The sequence below is a fragment of the Actinomadura rugatobispora genome (assembly GCF_042656285.1).
In the GTDB taxonomy this organism is placed as follows: domain Bacteria; phylum Actinomycetota; class Actinomycetes; order Streptosporangiales; family Streptosporangiaceae; genus Spirillospora; species Spirillospora rugatobispora.
This window is the reverse complement of sequence record NZ_JBHSON010000068.1, coordinates 52149-67470: the sequence shown is the minus strand read 5'-3', so window position 1 is coordinate 67470 and position 15322 is coordinate 52149. Positions and strand designations below refer to the sequence as shown.

Below are 15322 nucleotides of genomic sequence, written 5' to 3'. Positions count from 1 at the left end.
CAAAGGTGGGGGAAACTCGGAGAACCCTACACTGTACGCTGTACGGCTTTTTCTATCCGGGCGGCGACGCTGGATCCGGACTCGCGCCGCGCCATCCGCCGCAGCACCGCCGGCGCCACGACCAGTCCCGCGACCGCCCACGCGCCGAGCACGCCGGCCGTCTCCAGGTGCCGCCAGGAATCACCGATCTCGGCCGCGGCCACCGCGTCCGGCAGCATCGCCGAACGCAGCCCGAGCCCCAGCCAGTAGAGCGGGAACGCCTGCGCGATCCACTGGAGCCACTCGGGCAGCGCCGTGACCGGGTAGAACACCCCGGAGATCACGGTCAGCCCCATCATCGGCAGCATGACCACGCCCATCCCCTGGGGGCTGCTGAACAGGGAGCCCAGGATCGCCCCGATCGGCAGCGCGGCGAGCAGCCCCAGCGCGAGCACCCACGCCAGCGTCGCCCACGACGACACCGCGCCCAACTCCAGCCCGTCGAACAGGAACGCCGCCGCGACCAGCGGCACCAGCAGCCCGGCGACCGTGATCCCGGCCCGTCCGAGCACCTTGCCGACGAGATAGCCGGTCATGCCGTTCGGCGTCGCCTTCGCGCGCAGCAGCGTGCCGTCCTCGCGTTCGGTGGTGAGCGTCATGGCCACCGAGACCATCCCGTTGAGGACGATGTTCATCGCCAGGATGCCGGGGACCGCCTGCGACCCGAGGGAGAAGTCGGCGCCCGGCACGGTGCCGCCGCTCAGCATGTACATCACGGCCAGCGCGACGACCGGGAAGAACAGCGCCCCCCACACCTCCTGCACGCTGGTGGCGCTCTGCCGGAACTCGATCCGCCCGCGCTCCAGCCCGGCCCTGAAAGCGACCGCCTGCCCGCTCACGCCGCCTCCCCGGCGGCTTCGGCGGTGAGCTCGGCGGGAGCCTGCGCGGCCTTGCCGGACTCGAACTCCCTGACCATCTCCATGTAGACGTCCTCCAGGCTCGCCCGGCGCACCTCCAGGTCGCCGACGGCGTCGCCGTGGCGCTCGAACAGCCCGCGCACGTAACCGGTGGCGTCCTCGACCGACCGGGCCCGCGGTTCGCCGTCGAGGCTGTAGCGGACCTCGGCCTCGCGGGAGACCTGCGCGGCCAGCCGCGCCGGGGTGCCGTCCGCCACGATCCGGCCGCCCGCCAGGATCAGGATGCGGTCGGCGAGCCGCTCCGCCTCGTCCAGGTCGTGGGTGGTGAGCAGTATCGCGGTGTCCTCCAGGTCCGACAGCCGCCGCACCAGGCCGTGGAACTCCCGCCTGGCCCGCGGGTCGAAGCCGACGGTCGGCTCGTCCAGGAACAGCAGGTCGGGACGGCCGACGATGCCGACGGCCACGTCCAGCCTGCGCCGCTGCCCGCCGGACAGGTCGGCGACCCTGGCGCCGGCCCGCTCGGCCAGCCCGACCAGGGAGAGCAGTTCGGCGACGTCGTGGGGGCGGGGGCGTCCCGGCGCGCCGTAGGGGGCGTAGTAGCGGCCCAGATGGGCGAGCAGCTCGCCGACCCGCCACCTGCCGTGGTCGCGCCACGACTGCAGCACGATCCCCAGCCGCGCCCGCCACGCCTCGTCGCCGCGTTCCGGATCGGTGCCGAGCACCCGCACCTCGCCCGCGGAGCGCCTGCGGAAGCCCTCCAGGATCTCGATCGTCGTGGTCTTGCCGGCGCCGTTCGGGCCGAGCAGGGCCACGACCTCGCCGCGCTCCACCCGCAGATCCACCGCGCCCAGCACGTCGGTGGTGCCGTACCGCATGCGAAGGCCCCGGACCTCGACGGCGGGCTCGGTGGCGGATTCTTGACGAACGGTCTTTTCCGGGCTGTCGTCAATATGCGCCCTTGTTCTCATACCTTCAAGCGTCTCATTGAAGTTTCCGTCTAGCCTTTTCGCTAGGTCTCCCTGGGGCTTTGCCGGTAGCTGCGGGCAAAAGTCTCAAGACGGGGAGGAAGCACGGTGAGATCGGGGCGGCGCCGCATCGCTAGCGTGGTGTGCCATGCCGCCACTGAGCTTCGACCGCCACCGCGCCGAGATCGTCCGCCAGACCGAACTGCTGAGGGAGACCGTCAAGGAACCCGACAGCGCGGATCTGACGGCACCGGTGCCCACCCGCCCGGACTGGACCCTCGGCCGGTTGCTCCGGCACCTCGGCGGCGCCCACCGCCGGGCCGAGGAAGTGGTCCGCACCCGAGCCGCCGGGACGCCGCCGGAGGGCCGGGACGACGACGAGTCCGCCCCTGCCGACGAGGATGCGGCCGCCCTGGACGGCCGGCTGGCCGAGGGCGCCGAACGGCTGGCGGAGACGCTGGCCGCGGCGGGCCCCGAAGCCGAGGTGTGGACACCGGTGCCGGGCGTGGCCTCAGCCGCGTTCTGGGCCCGCCGCATGGCGTTCGAGACCGCCGTGACCAGGGCCGACGCGGCACTGGTCACCGGCGCCGCGTACACACTCGACGAGGACGTCGCCCTCGGCATGCTGGACGAGTGGATGGAGTACGGCACGTCCCCGGAGGCCTACCGGGAGGCTCCGGGCCGTCCCGCGCTGCTCGGCCCCGGCCGCACGCTGCACTTCCACGCGACCGGCACCTCCCCGGGCGCGGCAGGCGAGTGGCTGGTCGACCTTACGGGGGACCGCCCGGTCTGGCGGCACGCCCACCAGAAGGCCGCCGTGGCCGCGCGCGGTCCACTGACCGACCTGGTGATGCTGCTGTACGGGCGTCCCGCCGGCGGTGTCGAGATCTTCGGAGACCGGACGCTGCTGGACCTGTGGCTCGATCGTTCGGCGTCCTGGCTGAACGAGTGAGGCCCGCCGGAGGCGGCCCCTTTTGCTGAAACGGCAAAGAAGTTTGTCGTTAGCGCGGATCTCGCGCAGGCTGTCACCCGGTGGGGCGCCGTGCCGGCGCCCCGGGTGTTCGAGCGGAGAGGGCGCACGATGACAGAGGGATCCCCGGCCCACGAGACGGCCGAGCAGACGGCCGAGCAGTTCTGGGAGGAGTTCTACGGCAAGAGCGACCGGATCTGGAGCGGCAGGCCCAACCCGCTGCTGGTCCGCGAGGTGGCGGACCTGCCGCCCGGCACGGCGCTGGACCTGGGCTGCGGCGAGGGCGGCGACGCGATCTGGCTGGCGGCGCGCGGCTGGCGGGTCACCGCGGCCGACATCTCCGCCGTGGCCCTGGAGCGGGCGGCCGGCCACGCCGCCGAGGCCGGGGTGGCCGACGCGATCGACTGGCAGCGGCACGACCTGGGCGATTCCTTTCCCGCCGGCTCGTTCGACCTGGTCTGCGCGCACTTCCTGCACTCCCCGGTGGAACTGCCGCAAGAGCGGATCATGCGGTCGGCCGCGGCGGCCGTCGCGCCCGGCGGCGTGCTGCTGGTGGCCGGGCACGCCGGATTCGCCTCGACGGAACGCCACCGCGACCACGAGGCGCACTTCCCGACGCTCACGGAGATGATCGACTCTTTCGACCTGGAGGAGGGCCGCTGGGAGGTCGAGGTGAGCGAATCGGTGACGCGCGAATGGACCGCCCCGGACGGAGAGCAGGGCACCCGCACCGACAACGTTGTCCGGATCAGGCGCTCGAAGGACTGAACCCGACCGTCACCGCCCCGGCCTCCGAAAGGGTCACGGTGACGCTCGGGACGATGACGCAAAGTTTTCCGTCCCGGCGCGTAACCGGGAGAGCCGCCGAGCAGGTCAGAGGGTGGACGGAAGGAGGGCACGATGGCGAGACATGAGCTGGGCGACGAGCGGACCGGTGTCGTCGCCGAGGGAGACGAGCTGATCGTCGAGCGGGTGTTCCCCGCGCCGCCCGCCCTGGTGTGGGCGGCGATGACCTCGGCCGAGCACATTCCGCACTGGTGGGGGCCGCACGGTACGACGGCCGAGGTCACCGAGATGGACGTGCGGCCCGGCGGCCGGTGGCGGATCGGCGACGGGGCCACCGTGGTCTTCACGGGCGAGTTCCTGGAGGTCGACCCGCCGGCCCGGTTCGTGCGGACCTCGGCCCCCGAGGCGGCGGCCGGGGCGGAGCCCGAGAAGCCGCCCGCGGTCGAGACCGTCACCTTCGAGGAGGTCGAGGGCGGCACGAGCATGCGCTACCAGGCCAGGTTCCCCTCGGAGGAGGTGCTCGACTACGCGGTGTCGGTCGGGATGACCAAGGGTGTCCTCGAGCAGTTCGACCGGCTCCAGGAACTGCTCACCCCCATGCCCTGACCGCCCGGGGCCGGCGGGTGCCCGTCAGGAGCCGGTCTTGCGCGGGCCCGGTCCCACCTCCCGCGCCACGGTGTAGCGCGGGGACTCGGTCATGCGCGGCTCGGCCTTCCCCTTGAGCCCGTTCAGGGCCTGCTGGATCGCGGCGATCCGGCCCTCGGTGTCGGAGACCTCCTCGAAGTGCCGGAAGTCGGCCTCGCTGGCCCAGTGGACCACGTTGTAGACGCGCGTGCCCTCCACGCCCACCAGGAAGCGGGCGGAACGGTAGCCCGGGTAGAACCGCACCCAGCGTTCCTGGATCTCGGCGAACGCCTCGACCAGGTCGCGCTGGGTGTCGGGGCCGTCGACGGTGTAGTCGATGATCGAGTAGAAGCCGGGGTCGGCGGTCACGGGCGCACCTCGTTCGGGACGGTGATCGGTGTCGACGGCCATCCTGCGACCTCAAGCGCCCTTGAGGTCAACCGGCGATCAGGCGTGGCCGCCCACGGTGACCGTGCCGATGGTCAGCTCGGGCCTGGCCTCGAGGATCTCTCCCACGCGCTCGACCTGGGCGTCCAGTTCCTCGCGCCGCGCGGGGGAGAGGGCGACCAGCGGCTCGACGGTGACGGCGAGCCTGCGCCCGGAACGGCGCTGGTGCCACAGCCCCGCCACCTCGCCGTCCAGCAGGAGCATCTGGAAGTTGCCGCCCAGGACCCGTTCGGCGGCCTTGCCGGGGTAGAGGAACTCGGGCGGCTGGTTGCCGACCCGGTAGGCGTAGGTGTCGAAGTAGGGCAGCAGCCGCACGCCGCTCGGGGAGGTGGCGGGCGCGGCGGTGTCCCCTGCGCTCACCCAGGCGGCGGCGCCCTCGACCTCGACTCGTTCGAGCCGCCCGCCCAGCGCGTCGAACAGCTCGTTCGCCCAGGTCACCGGCGTGCTCAGCCAGTGCGCGAAGCGTTGCGGCGTGGACGGCCCGTAGGCGTGGAGGTAGGCGTGCACGAGCTCGCCCAGTGCCGCCTTGGCGTCCATGGGCCGCAGGCCGGGCAGCCAGCGGTGCGGATTGGTGTAGGTGACCTTCCGGCCCCGGTTGGGGCCGAAGCACATGACGCCCCTGATGCCCGCCTCGTGGTGGGCCTGCCGCCAGCGCGGCCACATGCCCTGGAAGGCCGGCATCGTCAGTTCCCCCGCCCACGGGCCGGTGCGTTCGACGATCGCGTCGGTGAGCTCGTCCACGGTCAGCTCGGCGTCGGCGAGGGCGTCGCCGATCGCCGCGACGATCTCGTCGGTCTGCGCCCGCGTCAGCCGCTGATCGGGGGGAGGGGTGTTCGCCTGCGGCAGTGCCGTCAGCGCCCCCACCCACATGCCCAGGTCGCGGGCGGGCAGGAGGTGGACGGTGCCGCGCGGCCCGTAGGTCTTGACGAGGCTGCGGTCGCCCCACAGCGCCTCCCGCACGTCGAGCCGGGTAGCGCCTTCGATCCGGAGCGCGATCCCCAGCTCGGCCGCCGACAGCACCTGGGCGTGCACGCCCGCCATCGCGGTCACGATCCCGGCGGGCCGCGCCCCGGTGGAGGGGGCCGACAGCGCGTGCCGCTCCAGCCGCCGGGCGCGGACCTCGTCCCAGGTCATTCGCACGGTCACCTCAGCGGACCTTTCCGAAGAAGGCGCGGATCTCGCGGGCCAGGAGCGCGGGGGCGTCCATGGCGGCGAAGTGCGCGGCGGCGTTGCCCTCGGGCCAGTGGATGATGGTGTTGTCGCGTTCGGCGAGGCGCCGGATCGCGGGCGGTCCCTCGAACACTCCGGTCGGCACGGCGGTCTGCCCTTCGGGCCAGGCGAATTCGGTGGTGTCGTACATGAACCAGGATGACGTGCCCGAGGTGCCGGTGAGCCAGTAGACGGTGGCGTTGGTGAGGAACAGGTCCCGGTCGAGCGCCGTCTCCCAGGACAGGGCCTCTGCGCCGGCCTGCCCGGCCTCAGCCCCCTTGGCGGGCGACACGGACATGCCGAACTCCTTGAACTTGTGCAGCAGCCAGGCCAGCTGCGCGACCGGGGAGTCGTTCCAGCCGTAGGAGAAGGTCTGCGGTGCGGCGCGCAGCAGCGAGTGGTGGTCGACGCCGCCCATCCACTTCTGCATCTCCTGGTACTGGGCGAGTTCGTCGGGCGTCAGTTCCGGCACGTCCTTCTCGGTGGGCATGCCGAAGCCCGCGTTGATGTGCACGCCGACGACGTGGGCGGGGTCGGCCCTGGCGACCGCGGGGGCGAGGTAGGCGCCGAGGTCGCCGCCCTGGGTGCCGTACCGGTCATAGCCGAGCCGGGCCATCAGTTCCGCCCAGAGCCGGGCGGTGCGGTCAACGCTCCAGCCGGTCTCGCGCGGCGGCGCGGAGAAGCCGAAGCCGGGCACCGACGGCACCACCACGTGGAAGGCCTGCGCCGGGTCGGCGCCGTGGGCACGCGGGTCGGTGAGCGGGCCGATCAGGTCGGTGAACTCCACGAACGAGTTGGGCCAGCCGTGCGTGAGGACCAGCGGCAGCGCGCCGGGCTCGGGCGAGCGGACGTGCAGGAAGTGCACGTCCTGCCCGTCGATCTCGGTCGTGAACTGGGGAAACCCGTTCAGCCGCGCCTCCTGCGCCCGCCAGTCGAACCCGTCGCGCCAGTACTCGGCCAGTTCCCTGAGGACCCCGACCGGCACGCCCCGGCTCCAGTCCTCGCCGGGCAGGGCGCGCGCCCAGCGGGTCCGGGTGATGCGGTCGTGCAGGTCGTCGAGGTCGGCTTGCGGGATGTCGATGCGGAACGGGCTGACCCCGGTGTTCGTCGTCATGCCCGGCACGCTAGACGGCATCTAGGTCAGTTCCTGTCCGCGACTTCGGGCATCCTCGACGGCATGGGAAACACCTCGGCACGGCTGCTGAGCCTGCTGTCGCTGTTGCAGACACCGCGCGAGTGGGCCGGCGGCGAACTGGCCGAACGTCTCGGGGTCAGCCCCCGCACCGTCCGGCGCGACATCGACCGGCTGCGGGACCTGGGCTATCCGGTGCAGGCCACGATGGGCCCGGTCGGCGGCTACCGCCTGGTCGCGGGCACGGCGATGCCGCCGCTGCTGCTGGACGACGAGGAGGCGGTGGCGATCGCGGTCGGGCTGCGCACCGCGGCTGGGAACGCGGTCGAGGGCATCGGCGAGGCGTCGCTGCGGGCCATGGCCAAGCTGGAGCAGGTGCTGCCGTCGCGGCTGCGGCGGCGGGTCGCCGCGCTGAACGCGGTCACCGTCCCGCTGCCCGAGTGGGGGGACGGCCCCAGGGTCGACCCGCAGACGCTGGCGGTGCTGGCGGCGACCGCCGCCGGCCGGGAGCGGCTCCGCTTCGCCTACGAGTCGGTGGACGGGGCCGCGTCGCGGCGGCTGGTGGAGCCGCACCGGCTGGTGCCGGCGGGGCGGCGCTGGTACCTGGTCGCCTTCGACAACGACCGGGACGACTGGCGGATCTTCCGGGTCGACCGGGTCGCGGAGCCGCGTCCCGTCGGGCAGCGGTTCGAGCCGCGCGAACCGCCCGGGCGGGACGCGGCCGCCTTCGTCCTCGACCGGATCTACTCGCTGGCGCCCACCTACCGGGCGGTCGCGACCCTCCACCTGCCCGCCGAGCGGGTGCGCGGGCGGCTGGGCGACAGCCCCGAGGAGATCGAGCCGATCGACGCGCACCGCTGCCGCCTCAACGGGCACGCCGACACGCTGGAGTGGCTGGCCAGCCGCCTGATCATGCTGGGCTGCGAGTTCGAGGTGCACGAGCCGCCGGAGCTGATCGAGTACCTGCGCGAGCTGGGCGCCCGCGCGGCCCGCGCCGCGGGGGCGCCCGGCCCGGCCGGGCCGCCGGTGCCGCCGGGCGGTGTCAGTCCATCGTGAGGACGATCTTCCCGTGGATGTTCCCGGCCTTGTACGCGCGGTGCGCGTCGGCGGCCCGCTCCAGCGGGAAGGTCTCGCGGACGTGCACCGTCAGGTCGCCCCGCGCGTACAGGTCGGCCAGCCCGGCCAGCCGCGCGGCCGAGCGGGCGGGCGGGGTGACCCGGATGCCCAGTTCGCCCGCCTTGCCGTGCTCGACCAGGGTGAGGATCCGGGCGCGGTCCTTGACCAGGTCCAGGGACGCCTCCAGCGCGTGGCCGCCCACGCCGTCGAGCGCGGCGTCCACCCCGCCCTCGGGCGCCGAGCGCAGCACCCGTCCGGTGAAGCCGGGCCCGTAGCCGACGGGGAGCGCGCCCAGCGACCGCAGGTAGTCATGGTGCGCCTCGCGGGCCGCGCCGATGACGGTGGCGCCCGCCAGCCGCGCCAGCTGGACGGCGACGGTGCCGACCGCCCCGGCCGCGCCGTGCACCAGCAGCGTGTCGCCGGAGGCGACCGCCAGCTCTCCCAGCGCGATGTGCGCGGTCTGCGCCGCGGCGCTGAAACCGCCCGCCACCTCCCAGGGCATCGACGGGGGCTTGGCGGTGATCTGGTCGGCGGGGATGACGAGCCGTTCCTGGTAGGCCTGCAGCAGCCCGAAACCCAGCACCTCGTCGTCGGGCGCGAATCCGGCGACGCCTTCGCCCGTCCGTTCCACCACGCCCGCGAACTCGTTGCCGGGGATCCGCGGGTAGGCGGCCTCGGCCCCGGCGGGCAGCCAGCCCTCCACCACCGCGACGTCGAACGGCTGCACCCCCGCGGCCTTCACCCGGATCAGCACCTCGCCCGGCCCGGCCTGCGGGTCGGGCACCTCGATCAGCCGCAGTACCTCGGGTCCGCCCGGCTCGTGGAAAGCGATCGCCCTGCTCATTTCCGGCTCCTTCGTTCAGCGTTGAACCACTGGTGAGGAGGCTAGGAGGCGGGTCGGCACGGGCGAATCCGTGGAATCACGGTAGTGGCGGCACCGGGGCGGTGAAGCGGGACAGTTCGGCGCGGGAGGTGATCCCGAGCTTGGGATAGGCCTTGTAGAGGTGGTACTCGACGGTCCGGCGGCTGAGGAACAGCCGCGCGGCGATGTCGCGGTTGCTCGCCCCGCCCGCCGCGAGCCGCACGATCTGGAGCTCCTGCGGGGTGAGCGCGGCCAGCCGCTCCTCCGCGGCCGTGCTCTCGGGTGCGGTCTCGCCACTGGCGCGCAGTTCCGCGCGGGCGCGTTCGGTCCACGGTGCGGCACCGAGCCGCTCGAAGGCGGCCAGCGCGAAGCGCAGAGGCGTGCGGGCGTCGGTGCGGCGCCTGGCCCGGCGCAGCCATTCGCCGTGGAGCAGTTCGGTACGGGCGCGTTCAAAGGGCCTCCCGCCGTCTTCGCGGTGTGCCGCGGCCGCCTGCTCGAACAGCCCGCCCGCCTCGCGCGGCGGGGCGAGCAGGGCGCGGCAGCGCAGCGTGACGCCCCGGGCCCACGGCGGCCCGGCCGCCTCCGACCAGGCCGCGAACCGCCGGAACGGCCCGTCGGCCCGTCCGGGAGCCCCGGCCCGCACGGCGGCCTCCACCAGGTCCCCGGTCGCGAACCGGACGGCCGCGGTGTGCCGGGCGGGCCCCTGGACGATCTCCGCGAGCCGGTCCAGCGCCTCCTGGTACCGGCCCTGCGCGAGGTCGAGCAGGGCCAGCGCGCAGCCCGCGGCGGCCGCGGCCTCGTCATGGCCGTCGCCCCGGGCGAGGGCGCGTCCGGCCAGTTCACGGCAGCCCTCGGCATCGCCCTCGATGGCCGCGAGGCGGGCGGTGACCGCGGCGATCCGGCCTTCGCGGTGGCTCTGCCCGGTGTCGCGGGCGAACCCGAGGGCCTCGGCCGCGACCGCTCTGGCGTCGCGGTGCAGGCCGGCGGCGGCCTGGGCCTGGGCGAGCATCTGGAGGGTGAGCGGCAGCGCCCCGGCCAGCCCCAGGCCGCGGCTGCGGGCGGCGTCGCCGGAGGCCAGTTCCGCCGCGGCCGCGTCGTCGCCCAGCAGCAGGGCGAGGTTGATGACGAACAGGCGGACGATCAGGCTCTCGTGCGGCTCGGCCCGGGATCGTCCGACCAGGTCGCGCAGCGGCGCCAGCGCCGCGGCGTGGTCGCCGGCCGCCAGCCGCTCCAGCGCCACCAGGGCGGCGGCGACCGGAGCGGCGCCCGGAACCCGGGGCATCAGGTCCGCGGCCAGGCCGGCCACCCGGCGCAGCGCCGCCTCCTCCGCGGACGACCAGGCGTTGCCGGCCGCGATGACCAGCAGCGTCAGCGCCAGCCCGGGATCGTCGCCGGCGATCGGCTCGGCGCTGCCGGCCAGCAGCCGGGCGCTGCCGCCGGGGGTGCCGCGCTCGTGCTCGACGGTCGCGCGGACCATGGTCGGGCCGACGTGCAGCAGCGGGTCGCCGGTCATCGCCAGCGCCCGCTCCGCCAGCGCGCCGGCCTGCTCGGTGCGGCCGACGGTGATCGCGGCCTGAGCGGCGCGGGTCATGCGCCGGGCGCGGTCGCCGCCGCCGGGGCTCAGCCGCGCGGCCTCCTCGTACAGGGCGGGGGAGGAGGCCAGGGCGCCGCGGTCGCGGGCGCGCTGGGCGGTCCGCTCCAGCTCGGCGGCGACGGACTCGTCCGGGACGGGTGAGGCCGCGGCGCGGTGCAGGGCGCGGCGGTCGCCGTCGAGGACCGCGGCGAGGGCGCGGTGCGCGGCGAGGCGGGTGGCGAGCGGGGCGCCCTGGTAGGCGGCGGCGCGGACGAGCGGGTGCCGGAACGCGACCGACACGGCGGTGACCTGCACCAGCCCGGCCCGTTCGGCGAGGGCGAGGTCCGCGGCGCCGGCGCCCAGTTGCCCGGCGGCGCGCAGCACGGTGCCCAGCTCGCCGCCGCCCTCGGCCGCGGCGACCAGCAGGACCAGCCGGGACGGTTCGGGCAACCGGTCGATCTGAACGCCGAAGGAGGCCAGCACCCGGCCGGTCACCGGCAGCGCCGCCGGGGCGGACGCCCGCCCGGACCGCTCCTCCTCGCTCAGCCCGGCGGGCAGCTCGATGAGCGCGAGCGGGTTGCCGGCGGCCTCCTTCAGGATGCGGTCGCGCAGCGGCGCGGCCAGGCCCGGCGAGCGATCGGCGAGCAGCCCGGCGGCGGCCTCGCGGCCGAGGCCGTCCAGTTCCAGCTCGGGCAGGCCGGGCGCGTCGAAGCCGTCCCGGGCGGCGAAGACCAGCGCGACGCCCTCGGCGCCGAGGCGGCGGGCGGCGAACACCAGGGCGTCGGCGGAGGCGGGGTCGAGCCAGTGCGCGTCGTCGACCAGGCACAGCACGGGCCGTTCCGCCGCCAGCTCCGACAGCAGTGTCAGGACGGCCAGCCCGACGAGGAAGCGGTCTCCGCCCCCGGTCGCGGCCAGGCCCAGCGCTCCGCGCAGCGCGTCGGCCTGCGCGCCGGGCAGGGCGTCCAGGCGCGGCAGTACGGGCCGCAGCAGCATCTGCAGGCCCGCGAACGGCAGCGCCGCCTCGGCTTCGACCCCTGTGGCGCGCAGCACGCGCGGCACGTCCGATCCGCCGGAGTCCCGTCGCGCGGCCTGGCGCGCGGCCTCGTCGAGCAGGGCGGTCTTGCCGATGCCCGCCTCGCCGCGCACCACCAGCACGCCGCTGCGCCCGGCGCGGGCCGCCTCGGCGAGCCGTGCGAGCTCGGCGCGCTGCGCGTCGCGTCCCCTGAGCACGGCCGGTCAGGTCCGGACCCGGACGCCGTTCTCGAACGTGCGGATGATGGTCGAGGTGACGCCGTGGCGCGGCAGCACGCCGGATTCGGCGTCCTCGAACGCGGTGAAGACCAGGGACCAGATCACGTGCTGGATCCAGTGGGCGGGGACCTCGGGGTCGAACACGCCCTCGCGCTGGCCGCGCTCGATCAGCCGCAGCACCGGGTCGTCGACGGAGGGGACCTCGCCCTCGCACTCCGCGTCGGCGCTGGTGGGCGGGCCGTACTGCTCCAGCACCCGGGGGTCTCCCCAGAGGAACACGATCCGTTCGCCGACCCCGACCATGGCCGCGATGAGCCGGCGCATCGCCTCCACCGGAGGCCCGTCGTCGATCTGCGCCTCCTCGGTGGCGCGTTCGAGGGCCTCCAGGGAGTCGTCGACGACGGCCCTGATCAGCTCCCGGCGGTCGGCGAAATAGCGGTGCAGGGTGCTGCGCCCGACGTCCGCGGCGTCGGCGATGTCGGCCAGCGTCGCGCCGTGGTCGCGGGCCAGCACGGACGCGCCGGCCGCCAGGATCGCGCGGCGGGTGCGTCCGCGGGCGCCGGACTCGGGGATCTCGGTCGTGCTCATCGGCCAAAACGTATCACTTGACAACCATCATGGGATTCGTGCCACCCTAAATGGGACATCAATGTCCCAAAGAAGGAGCTCGCTGTGGAGCCAACGGCATCCGCGGTCGTCGCCGAGGGGGTCCGCAAGCGCTTCGGCGCGACCACCGCCCTCGACGGCTTCGACCTGGCGGTACGCGAGGGCACGGTGTGCGGCCTGCTCGGACCCAACGGCGCGGGGAAGACCACCGCCGTCCGGATCCTGAGCACGCTGCTGCGGGCGGACGGCGGCCGGGCGCGCGTCGCCGGGTACGACGTGGCCCGCCGGTCCGCCGAGGTCCGCCACCGCATCGGGCTGGCCGGCCAGCACCCGGCCGTGGACGAGATCCTCACCGGCCGGGAGAACCTGCAGATGTGGGGGCGGCTCTACCATCTGGACGCCCGTACCGCCCGCCGCCGGGCCGACGAGCTGCTGGAGCAGTTCGGCCTGGCCGAGGCCGCGCGCAAGCGCGTAAAGCACTACTCCGGCGGCATGCGCCGCCGGCTCGACCTGGCCGCCAGCTTCATCCTGGCCCCGCGCGTGCTTTTCCTGGACGAGCCCACCACCGGCCTGGACCCGCGCAACCGCAACGACGTCTGGCGCGCCATCCGCGCCCTGGTCGACGGCGGCACGACCGTGCTGCTGACCACCCAGTACCTGGAGGAGGCCGACCGGCTGGCGCACCAGATCGCGGTGCTCGACTCCGGCCGGGTGATCGCCGACGACACCCCCGGCCGGCTGAAGTCGCGGATCGGCGGCGACCGGATCGACCTGGTACTGCGCGAGCCGGAGGGTCTCGCGCGGACCGCCGAGGTCGTCGCCCGGGTCACCGGGGCCGAGCCGCGCGTCGACCCCGACGCCCGGCGCGTCGACGCCCCGGTCCGCGACCGCATCGGGGCGCTCACCGAGATCATGAGGACGCTCGCCGAGGACGGCGTCGCGGTGGAGGACGTGACGCTGCGCCGCCCCACCCTCGACGACGTGTTCCTGCGCCTGACCGGCCACGGCGCCGCCACGGCCCCGGCCGACGCGCCGCCGGACGGGCCGGACGGCGGCCCGGCGCCGGCCGGAGGCCCGGGCGGGACCGGACGGGAGGTGGCGGCATGACCGCGCTGACCGCGTCCAGCCCGCCCGTCCCGCCCGCGCCGCCCGTTCCGCCGTCCCCGCCCCGGACCGCACCGGACCGGCTGCGCTGGGCGGTCGCCGACGGCTGGACGGTGGCCCGCCGCGACCTGATCCACTGGCTGCGCAACCCCAGCGTGATCGCCTACCAGCTGCTGTGGCCGATCATGATGGTGCTGATGTTCGGCTACGTGTTCGGCAGCGCGATGGTGGTGGCGGGCGGCGGGGACTACCGCGAGTTCCTGATGCCGGGCATGTTCGGCCAGGCCATGATGTTCGGCGTCGCCACCACGCTCACCGCGGTCTCCACCGATGCCTCCTACGGGGTGACCGACCGGTTCCGCTCGATGCCGATGTCGTCGTCGGGGGTCGTGCTGGGACGCAGCCTGGCCGACCTGATCAACTCGGTGCTCGAGCTGGCCATCCTGGTCGGCTGCGGGCTGGTCGTCGGCTGGCGCTGGAACCAGGGCCCGGTCAGGGCGCTGGCCGCGGTCGGGCTGCTCCTGCTGCTGCGGTTCGCGCTGATCTGGGTCGGCATCCTGGTCGGGCTGATGATCAGGCCCGAGGCCGCCGCCGCGGCGTGGGCGCCGCTGTTCCCCCTGACCATGGTCGCCAACACCTTCGTCTCCCCCGAGCAGATGCCCGGCTGGATGGGGGCGATCGCCGCGTGGAACCCGCTGTCGGCCACCGTCGCCGCGTGCCGCGAGCTGTTCGGCAACCCCGGGATGGGCGGTGACTCCTGGGCGGCGCAGCATCCGATCCTGCTGGCCGTGCTCTGGCCGCTGGCGCTCGTCGCGGTCTTCCTGCCGCTGTCGGTGCGCCGGTTCCGCCGCCTGGACCGCTGACAGGTCTCCGCGGTCACGCGCCGCCGCCGGGTTCCGGTACGTCCGGCACCTCCGGTAGCTCCGGTACGGAGGGGAGTGCGGCCTGGACGCAGTCCAGGACCCGGTCCAGGCCGTACCGGAACCCGGCTTCGCGGTCCATGTGGGGCTGCCGCGCGTCCTTGACGACCCGGGTGAGCATGGGGTGCCTGCCGCTGTTGATCAGCTGGTGGACGTAGGCGGCGCTGCGCCCCATCCAGTGCTCCTTGCTGAGGCCGCTGCGGCGCCGTTCCGACTCCCAGGCCAGCTCGTCCTGGACGGCGTTGTCCACGTACCCCGTCACCAGGCCCATCAGGACCATGATGTCGTCGATCGGGACGCCGACGTCCAGCGCGCCCATCCCGAACTCCAGCATCCGCAGCTGGTTGGGCCCGAAGGAGGACCGCGCGCGCCGCATTCCGGACATCCACGGGTGGCGCAGCCGCATCGCCCGGGTGCGCTCGGCCAGCAGGGTCAGGTCGGCGCGCCAGTCGCCGGAGGGCCGGTCGGGCAGGTCGAGCTCGCCGAGGACGTGGTCGATCATCAGCTCCAGGAGGTCGTCGCGGCCGGGCACGTACCGGTAGAGCGACATCGCGCCGGTGCCGATCTCGGCGGCGATCCGGCGCATGGAGGCGGCCTCCAGGCCCTCGGCGTCGGCGATCCGCACCGCCGCCTCGGTGATCTGCGCGCGGCTGTAGGCGGGCCGCGGCCCGCGGGCCGGGCGCTCGGGGCGCATCCAGATGTTCACGTACTCGCTGCTGTCGCCGTGCGCGGTGTCGTCGCCCCGCTCGGTGCCGTCGGCCACCCGGCCCCACCTCCTCCTCCCCGAATCTTCCACCAATCCCAGTTGCGTACGTCGTACCCAGTTGTTTAGCCTACCGGCACTGAAACCGCGTACGACGT

15 protein-coding genes are annotated in these 15322 nt (G+C 74.4%); 6 read left to right on the top strand and 9 right to left on the bottom strand.

Annotated features, from left to right (window positions below; genetic code table 11):
- Positions 1 to 26: 26 nt before the first annotated feature.
- Together ACFPZN_RS37750 and ACFPZN_RS37745 are read right to left on the bottom strand one after the other, a co-directional pair.
- Positions 27 to 878 carry an ABC transporter permease gene (locus ACFPZN_RS37750; protein ID WP_378287301.1) on the bottom strand — a complete coding sequence of 284 codons (852 nt, stop codon included), beginning with the start codon at positions 876 to 878 and terminating at the stop codon, positions 27 to 29.
- Complete coding sequence (locus ACFPZN_RS37745) at positions 875 to 1771, bottom strand: ABC transporter ATP-binding protein (RefSeq protein ID WP_378287300.1); 897 nt, start codon at positions 1769 to 1771, stop codon at positions 875 to 877. The genes ACFPZN_RS37750 and ACFPZN_RS37745 overlap by 4 nt, the downstream gene beginning before the upstream one ends.
- Positions 1772 to 2009: 238 nt before the next feature.
- On the opposite strand from ACFPZN_RS37745, the gene ACFPZN_RS37740 reads away from it, so the two are divergent.
- The 3 genes from ACFPZN_RS37740 (at position 2010) to ACFPZN_RS37730 (ending at position 4223) form a co-directional block, all read left to right on the top strand.
- Positions 2010 to 2813 carry a maleylpyruvate isomerase family mycothiol-dependent enzyme gene (locus ACFPZN_RS37740; protein WP_378287299.1) on the top strand — a complete coding sequence of 268 codons (804 nt, stop codon included), beginning with the start codon at positions 2010 to 2012 and terminating at the stop codon, positions 2811 to 2813.
- Positions 2814 to 2942: 129 nt separating this feature from the next.
- On the top strand, positions 2943 to 3599 hold the full coding sequence (locus ACFPZN_RS37735; RefSeq protein ID WP_378287298.1) for a class I SAM-dependent methyltransferase: 657 nt from the start codon (positions 2943 to 2945) through the stop codon (positions 3597 to 3599).
- Between the two features lie 132 nt (positions 3600 to 3731).
- Entirely contained in the window at positions 3732 to 4223 is a 492-nt protein-coding gene (locus ACFPZN_RS37730; protein WP_378287297.1) for an SRPBCC domain-containing protein, read from the top strand.
- A 24-nt stretch (positions 4224 to 4247) separates the two neighbouring features.
- Here the strand turns inward: ACFPZN_RS37730 and ACFPZN_RS37725 are convergent, their stop codons facing one another.
- The 3 genes from ACFPZN_RS37725 to ACFPZN_RS37715 form a co-directional block, all read right to left on the bottom strand.
- The gene (locus ACFPZN_RS37725) at positions 4248 to 4610 is read right to left on the bottom strand and encodes an antibiotic biosynthesis monooxygenase family protein (protein ID WP_378287296.1); all 363 of its coding nucleotides are present in this window, start codon (positions 4608 to 4610) and stop codon (positions 4248 to 4250) included.
- A gap of 78 nt (positions 4611 to 4688) precedes the next feature.
- Positions 4689 to 5834 (bottom strand): winged helix DNA-binding domain-containing protein, encoded by a 1146-nt coding sequence (locus ACFPZN_RS37720; protein ID WP_378287295.1) that lies wholly within the window; start codon positions 5832 to 5834, stop codon positions 4689 to 4691.
- Position 5835: 1 nt separating this feature from the next.
- Positions 5836 to 7011, bottom strand: a complete 1176-nt coding sequence (locus ACFPZN_RS37715; RefSeq protein ID WP_378287294.1) for an epoxide hydrolase family protein — start codon at positions 7009 to 7011, stop codon at positions 5836 to 5838.
- Between the two features lie 63 nt (positions 7012 to 7074).
- Here ACFPZN_RS37715 and ACFPZN_RS37710 point away from each other — a divergent pair, with 63 nt between their 5' ends.
- The gene (locus ACFPZN_RS37710; RefSeq protein ID WP_378287293.1) at positions 7075 to 8085 is read left to right on the top strand and encodes a helix-turn-helix transcriptional regulator; all 1011 of its coding nucleotides are present in this window, start codon (positions 7075 to 7077) and stop codon (positions 8083 to 8085) included.
- Here the strand turns inward: ACFPZN_RS37710 and ACFPZN_RS37705 are convergent.
- The 3 genes from ACFPZN_RS37705 to ACFPZN_RS37695 all read right to left on the bottom strand — a co-directional run bounded on the left by ACFPZN_RS37705 (position 8072) and on the right by ACFPZN_RS37695 (position 12419).
- On the bottom strand, positions 8072 to 8989 hold the full coding sequence (locus ACFPZN_RS37705; RefSeq protein WP_378287292.1) for an NADP-dependent oxidoreductase: 918 nt from the start codon (positions 8987 to 8989) through the stop codon (positions 8072 to 8074). The genes ACFPZN_RS37710 and ACFPZN_RS37705 overlap by 14 nt on opposite strands.
- A 76-nt stretch (positions 8990 to 9065) precedes the next feature.
- Positions 9066 to 11810, bottom strand: a complete 2745-nt coding sequence (locus tag ACFPZN_RS37700) for an ATP-binding protein (protein ID WP_378287291.1) — start codon at positions 11808 to 11810, stop codon at positions 9066 to 9068.
- Positions 11811 to 11816: 6 nt separating this feature from the next.
- Entirely contained in the window at positions 11817 to 12419 is a 603-nt protein-coding gene (locus ACFPZN_RS37695) for a TetR/AcrR family transcriptional regulator (RefSeq protein WP_378287290.1), read from the bottom strand.
- Between the two features lie 84 nt (positions 12420 to 12503).
- On the opposite strand from ACFPZN_RS37695, the gene ACFPZN_RS37690 reads away from it, so the two are divergent.
- Together ACFPZN_RS37690 and ACFPZN_RS37685 are read left to right on the top strand one after the other, a co-directional pair.
- Entirely contained in the window at positions 12504 to 13544 is a 1041-nt protein-coding gene (locus ACFPZN_RS37690) for an ATP-binding cassette domain-containing protein (RefSeq protein ID WP_378287289.1), read from the top strand.
- Complete coding sequence (locus ACFPZN_RS37685; RefSeq protein ID WP_378287288.1) at positions 13541 to 14404, top strand: ABC transporter permease; 864 nt, start codon at positions 13541 to 13543, stop codon at positions 14402 to 14404. The genes ACFPZN_RS37690 and ACFPZN_RS37685 overlap by 4 nt, the downstream gene beginning before the upstream one ends.
- A gap of 13 nt (positions 14405 to 14417) precedes the next feature.
- On the opposite strand, the gene ACFPZN_RS37680 is transcribed toward ACFPZN_RS37685, so the two are convergent.
- Complete coding sequence (locus tag ACFPZN_RS37680; protein WP_378287287.1) at positions 14418 to 15224, bottom strand: TetR/AcrR family transcriptional regulator; 807 nt, start codon at positions 15222 to 15224, stop codon at positions 14418 to 14420.
- Positions 15225 to 15322: the final 98 nt, after the last annotated feature.

Bases quoted from the DNA above. Each gene is read 5' to 3' on its own strand.
- ACFPZN_RS37745 (WP_378287300.1), bottom strand. From the start codon at position 1,771: ATGCGGTACGGCACCACCGACGTGCTGGGCGCGGTGGATCTGCGGGTG.
- ACFPZN_RS37740 (WP_378287299.1), top strand. From the start codon at position 2,010: ATGCCGCCACTGAGCTTCGACCGCCACCGCGCCGAGATCGTCCGCCAG.
- ACFPZN_RS37735 (WP_378287298.1), top strand. From the start codon at position 2,943: ATGACAGAGGGATCCCCGGCCCACGAGACGGCCGAGCAGACGGCCGAG.
- ACFPZN_RS37730 (WP_378287297.1), top strand. From the start codon at position 3,732: ATGGCGAGACATGAGCTGGGCGACGAGCGGACCGGTGTCGTCGCCGAG.
- ACFPZN_RS37715 (WP_378287294.1), bottom strand. From the start codon at position 7,011: ATGACGACGAACACCGGGGTCAGCCCGTTCCGCATCGACATCCCGCAA.
- ACFPZN_RS37710 (WP_378287293.1), top strand. From the start codon at position 7,075: ATGGGAAACACCTCGGCACGGCTGCTGAGCCTGCTGTCGCTGTTGCAG.
- ACFPZN_RS37705 (WP_378287292.1), bottom strand. From the start codon at position 8,989: ATGAGCAGGGCGATCGCTTTCCACGAGCCGGGCGGACCCGAGGTACTG.
- ACFPZN_RS37695 (WP_378287290.1), bottom strand. From the start codon at position 12,419: ATGAGCACGACCGAGATCCCCGAGTCCGGCGCCCGCGGACGCACCCGC.
- ACFPZN_RS37685 (WP_378287288.1), top strand. From the start codon at position 13,541: ATGACCGCGCTGACCGCGTCCAGCCCGCCCGTCCCGCCCGCGCCGCCC.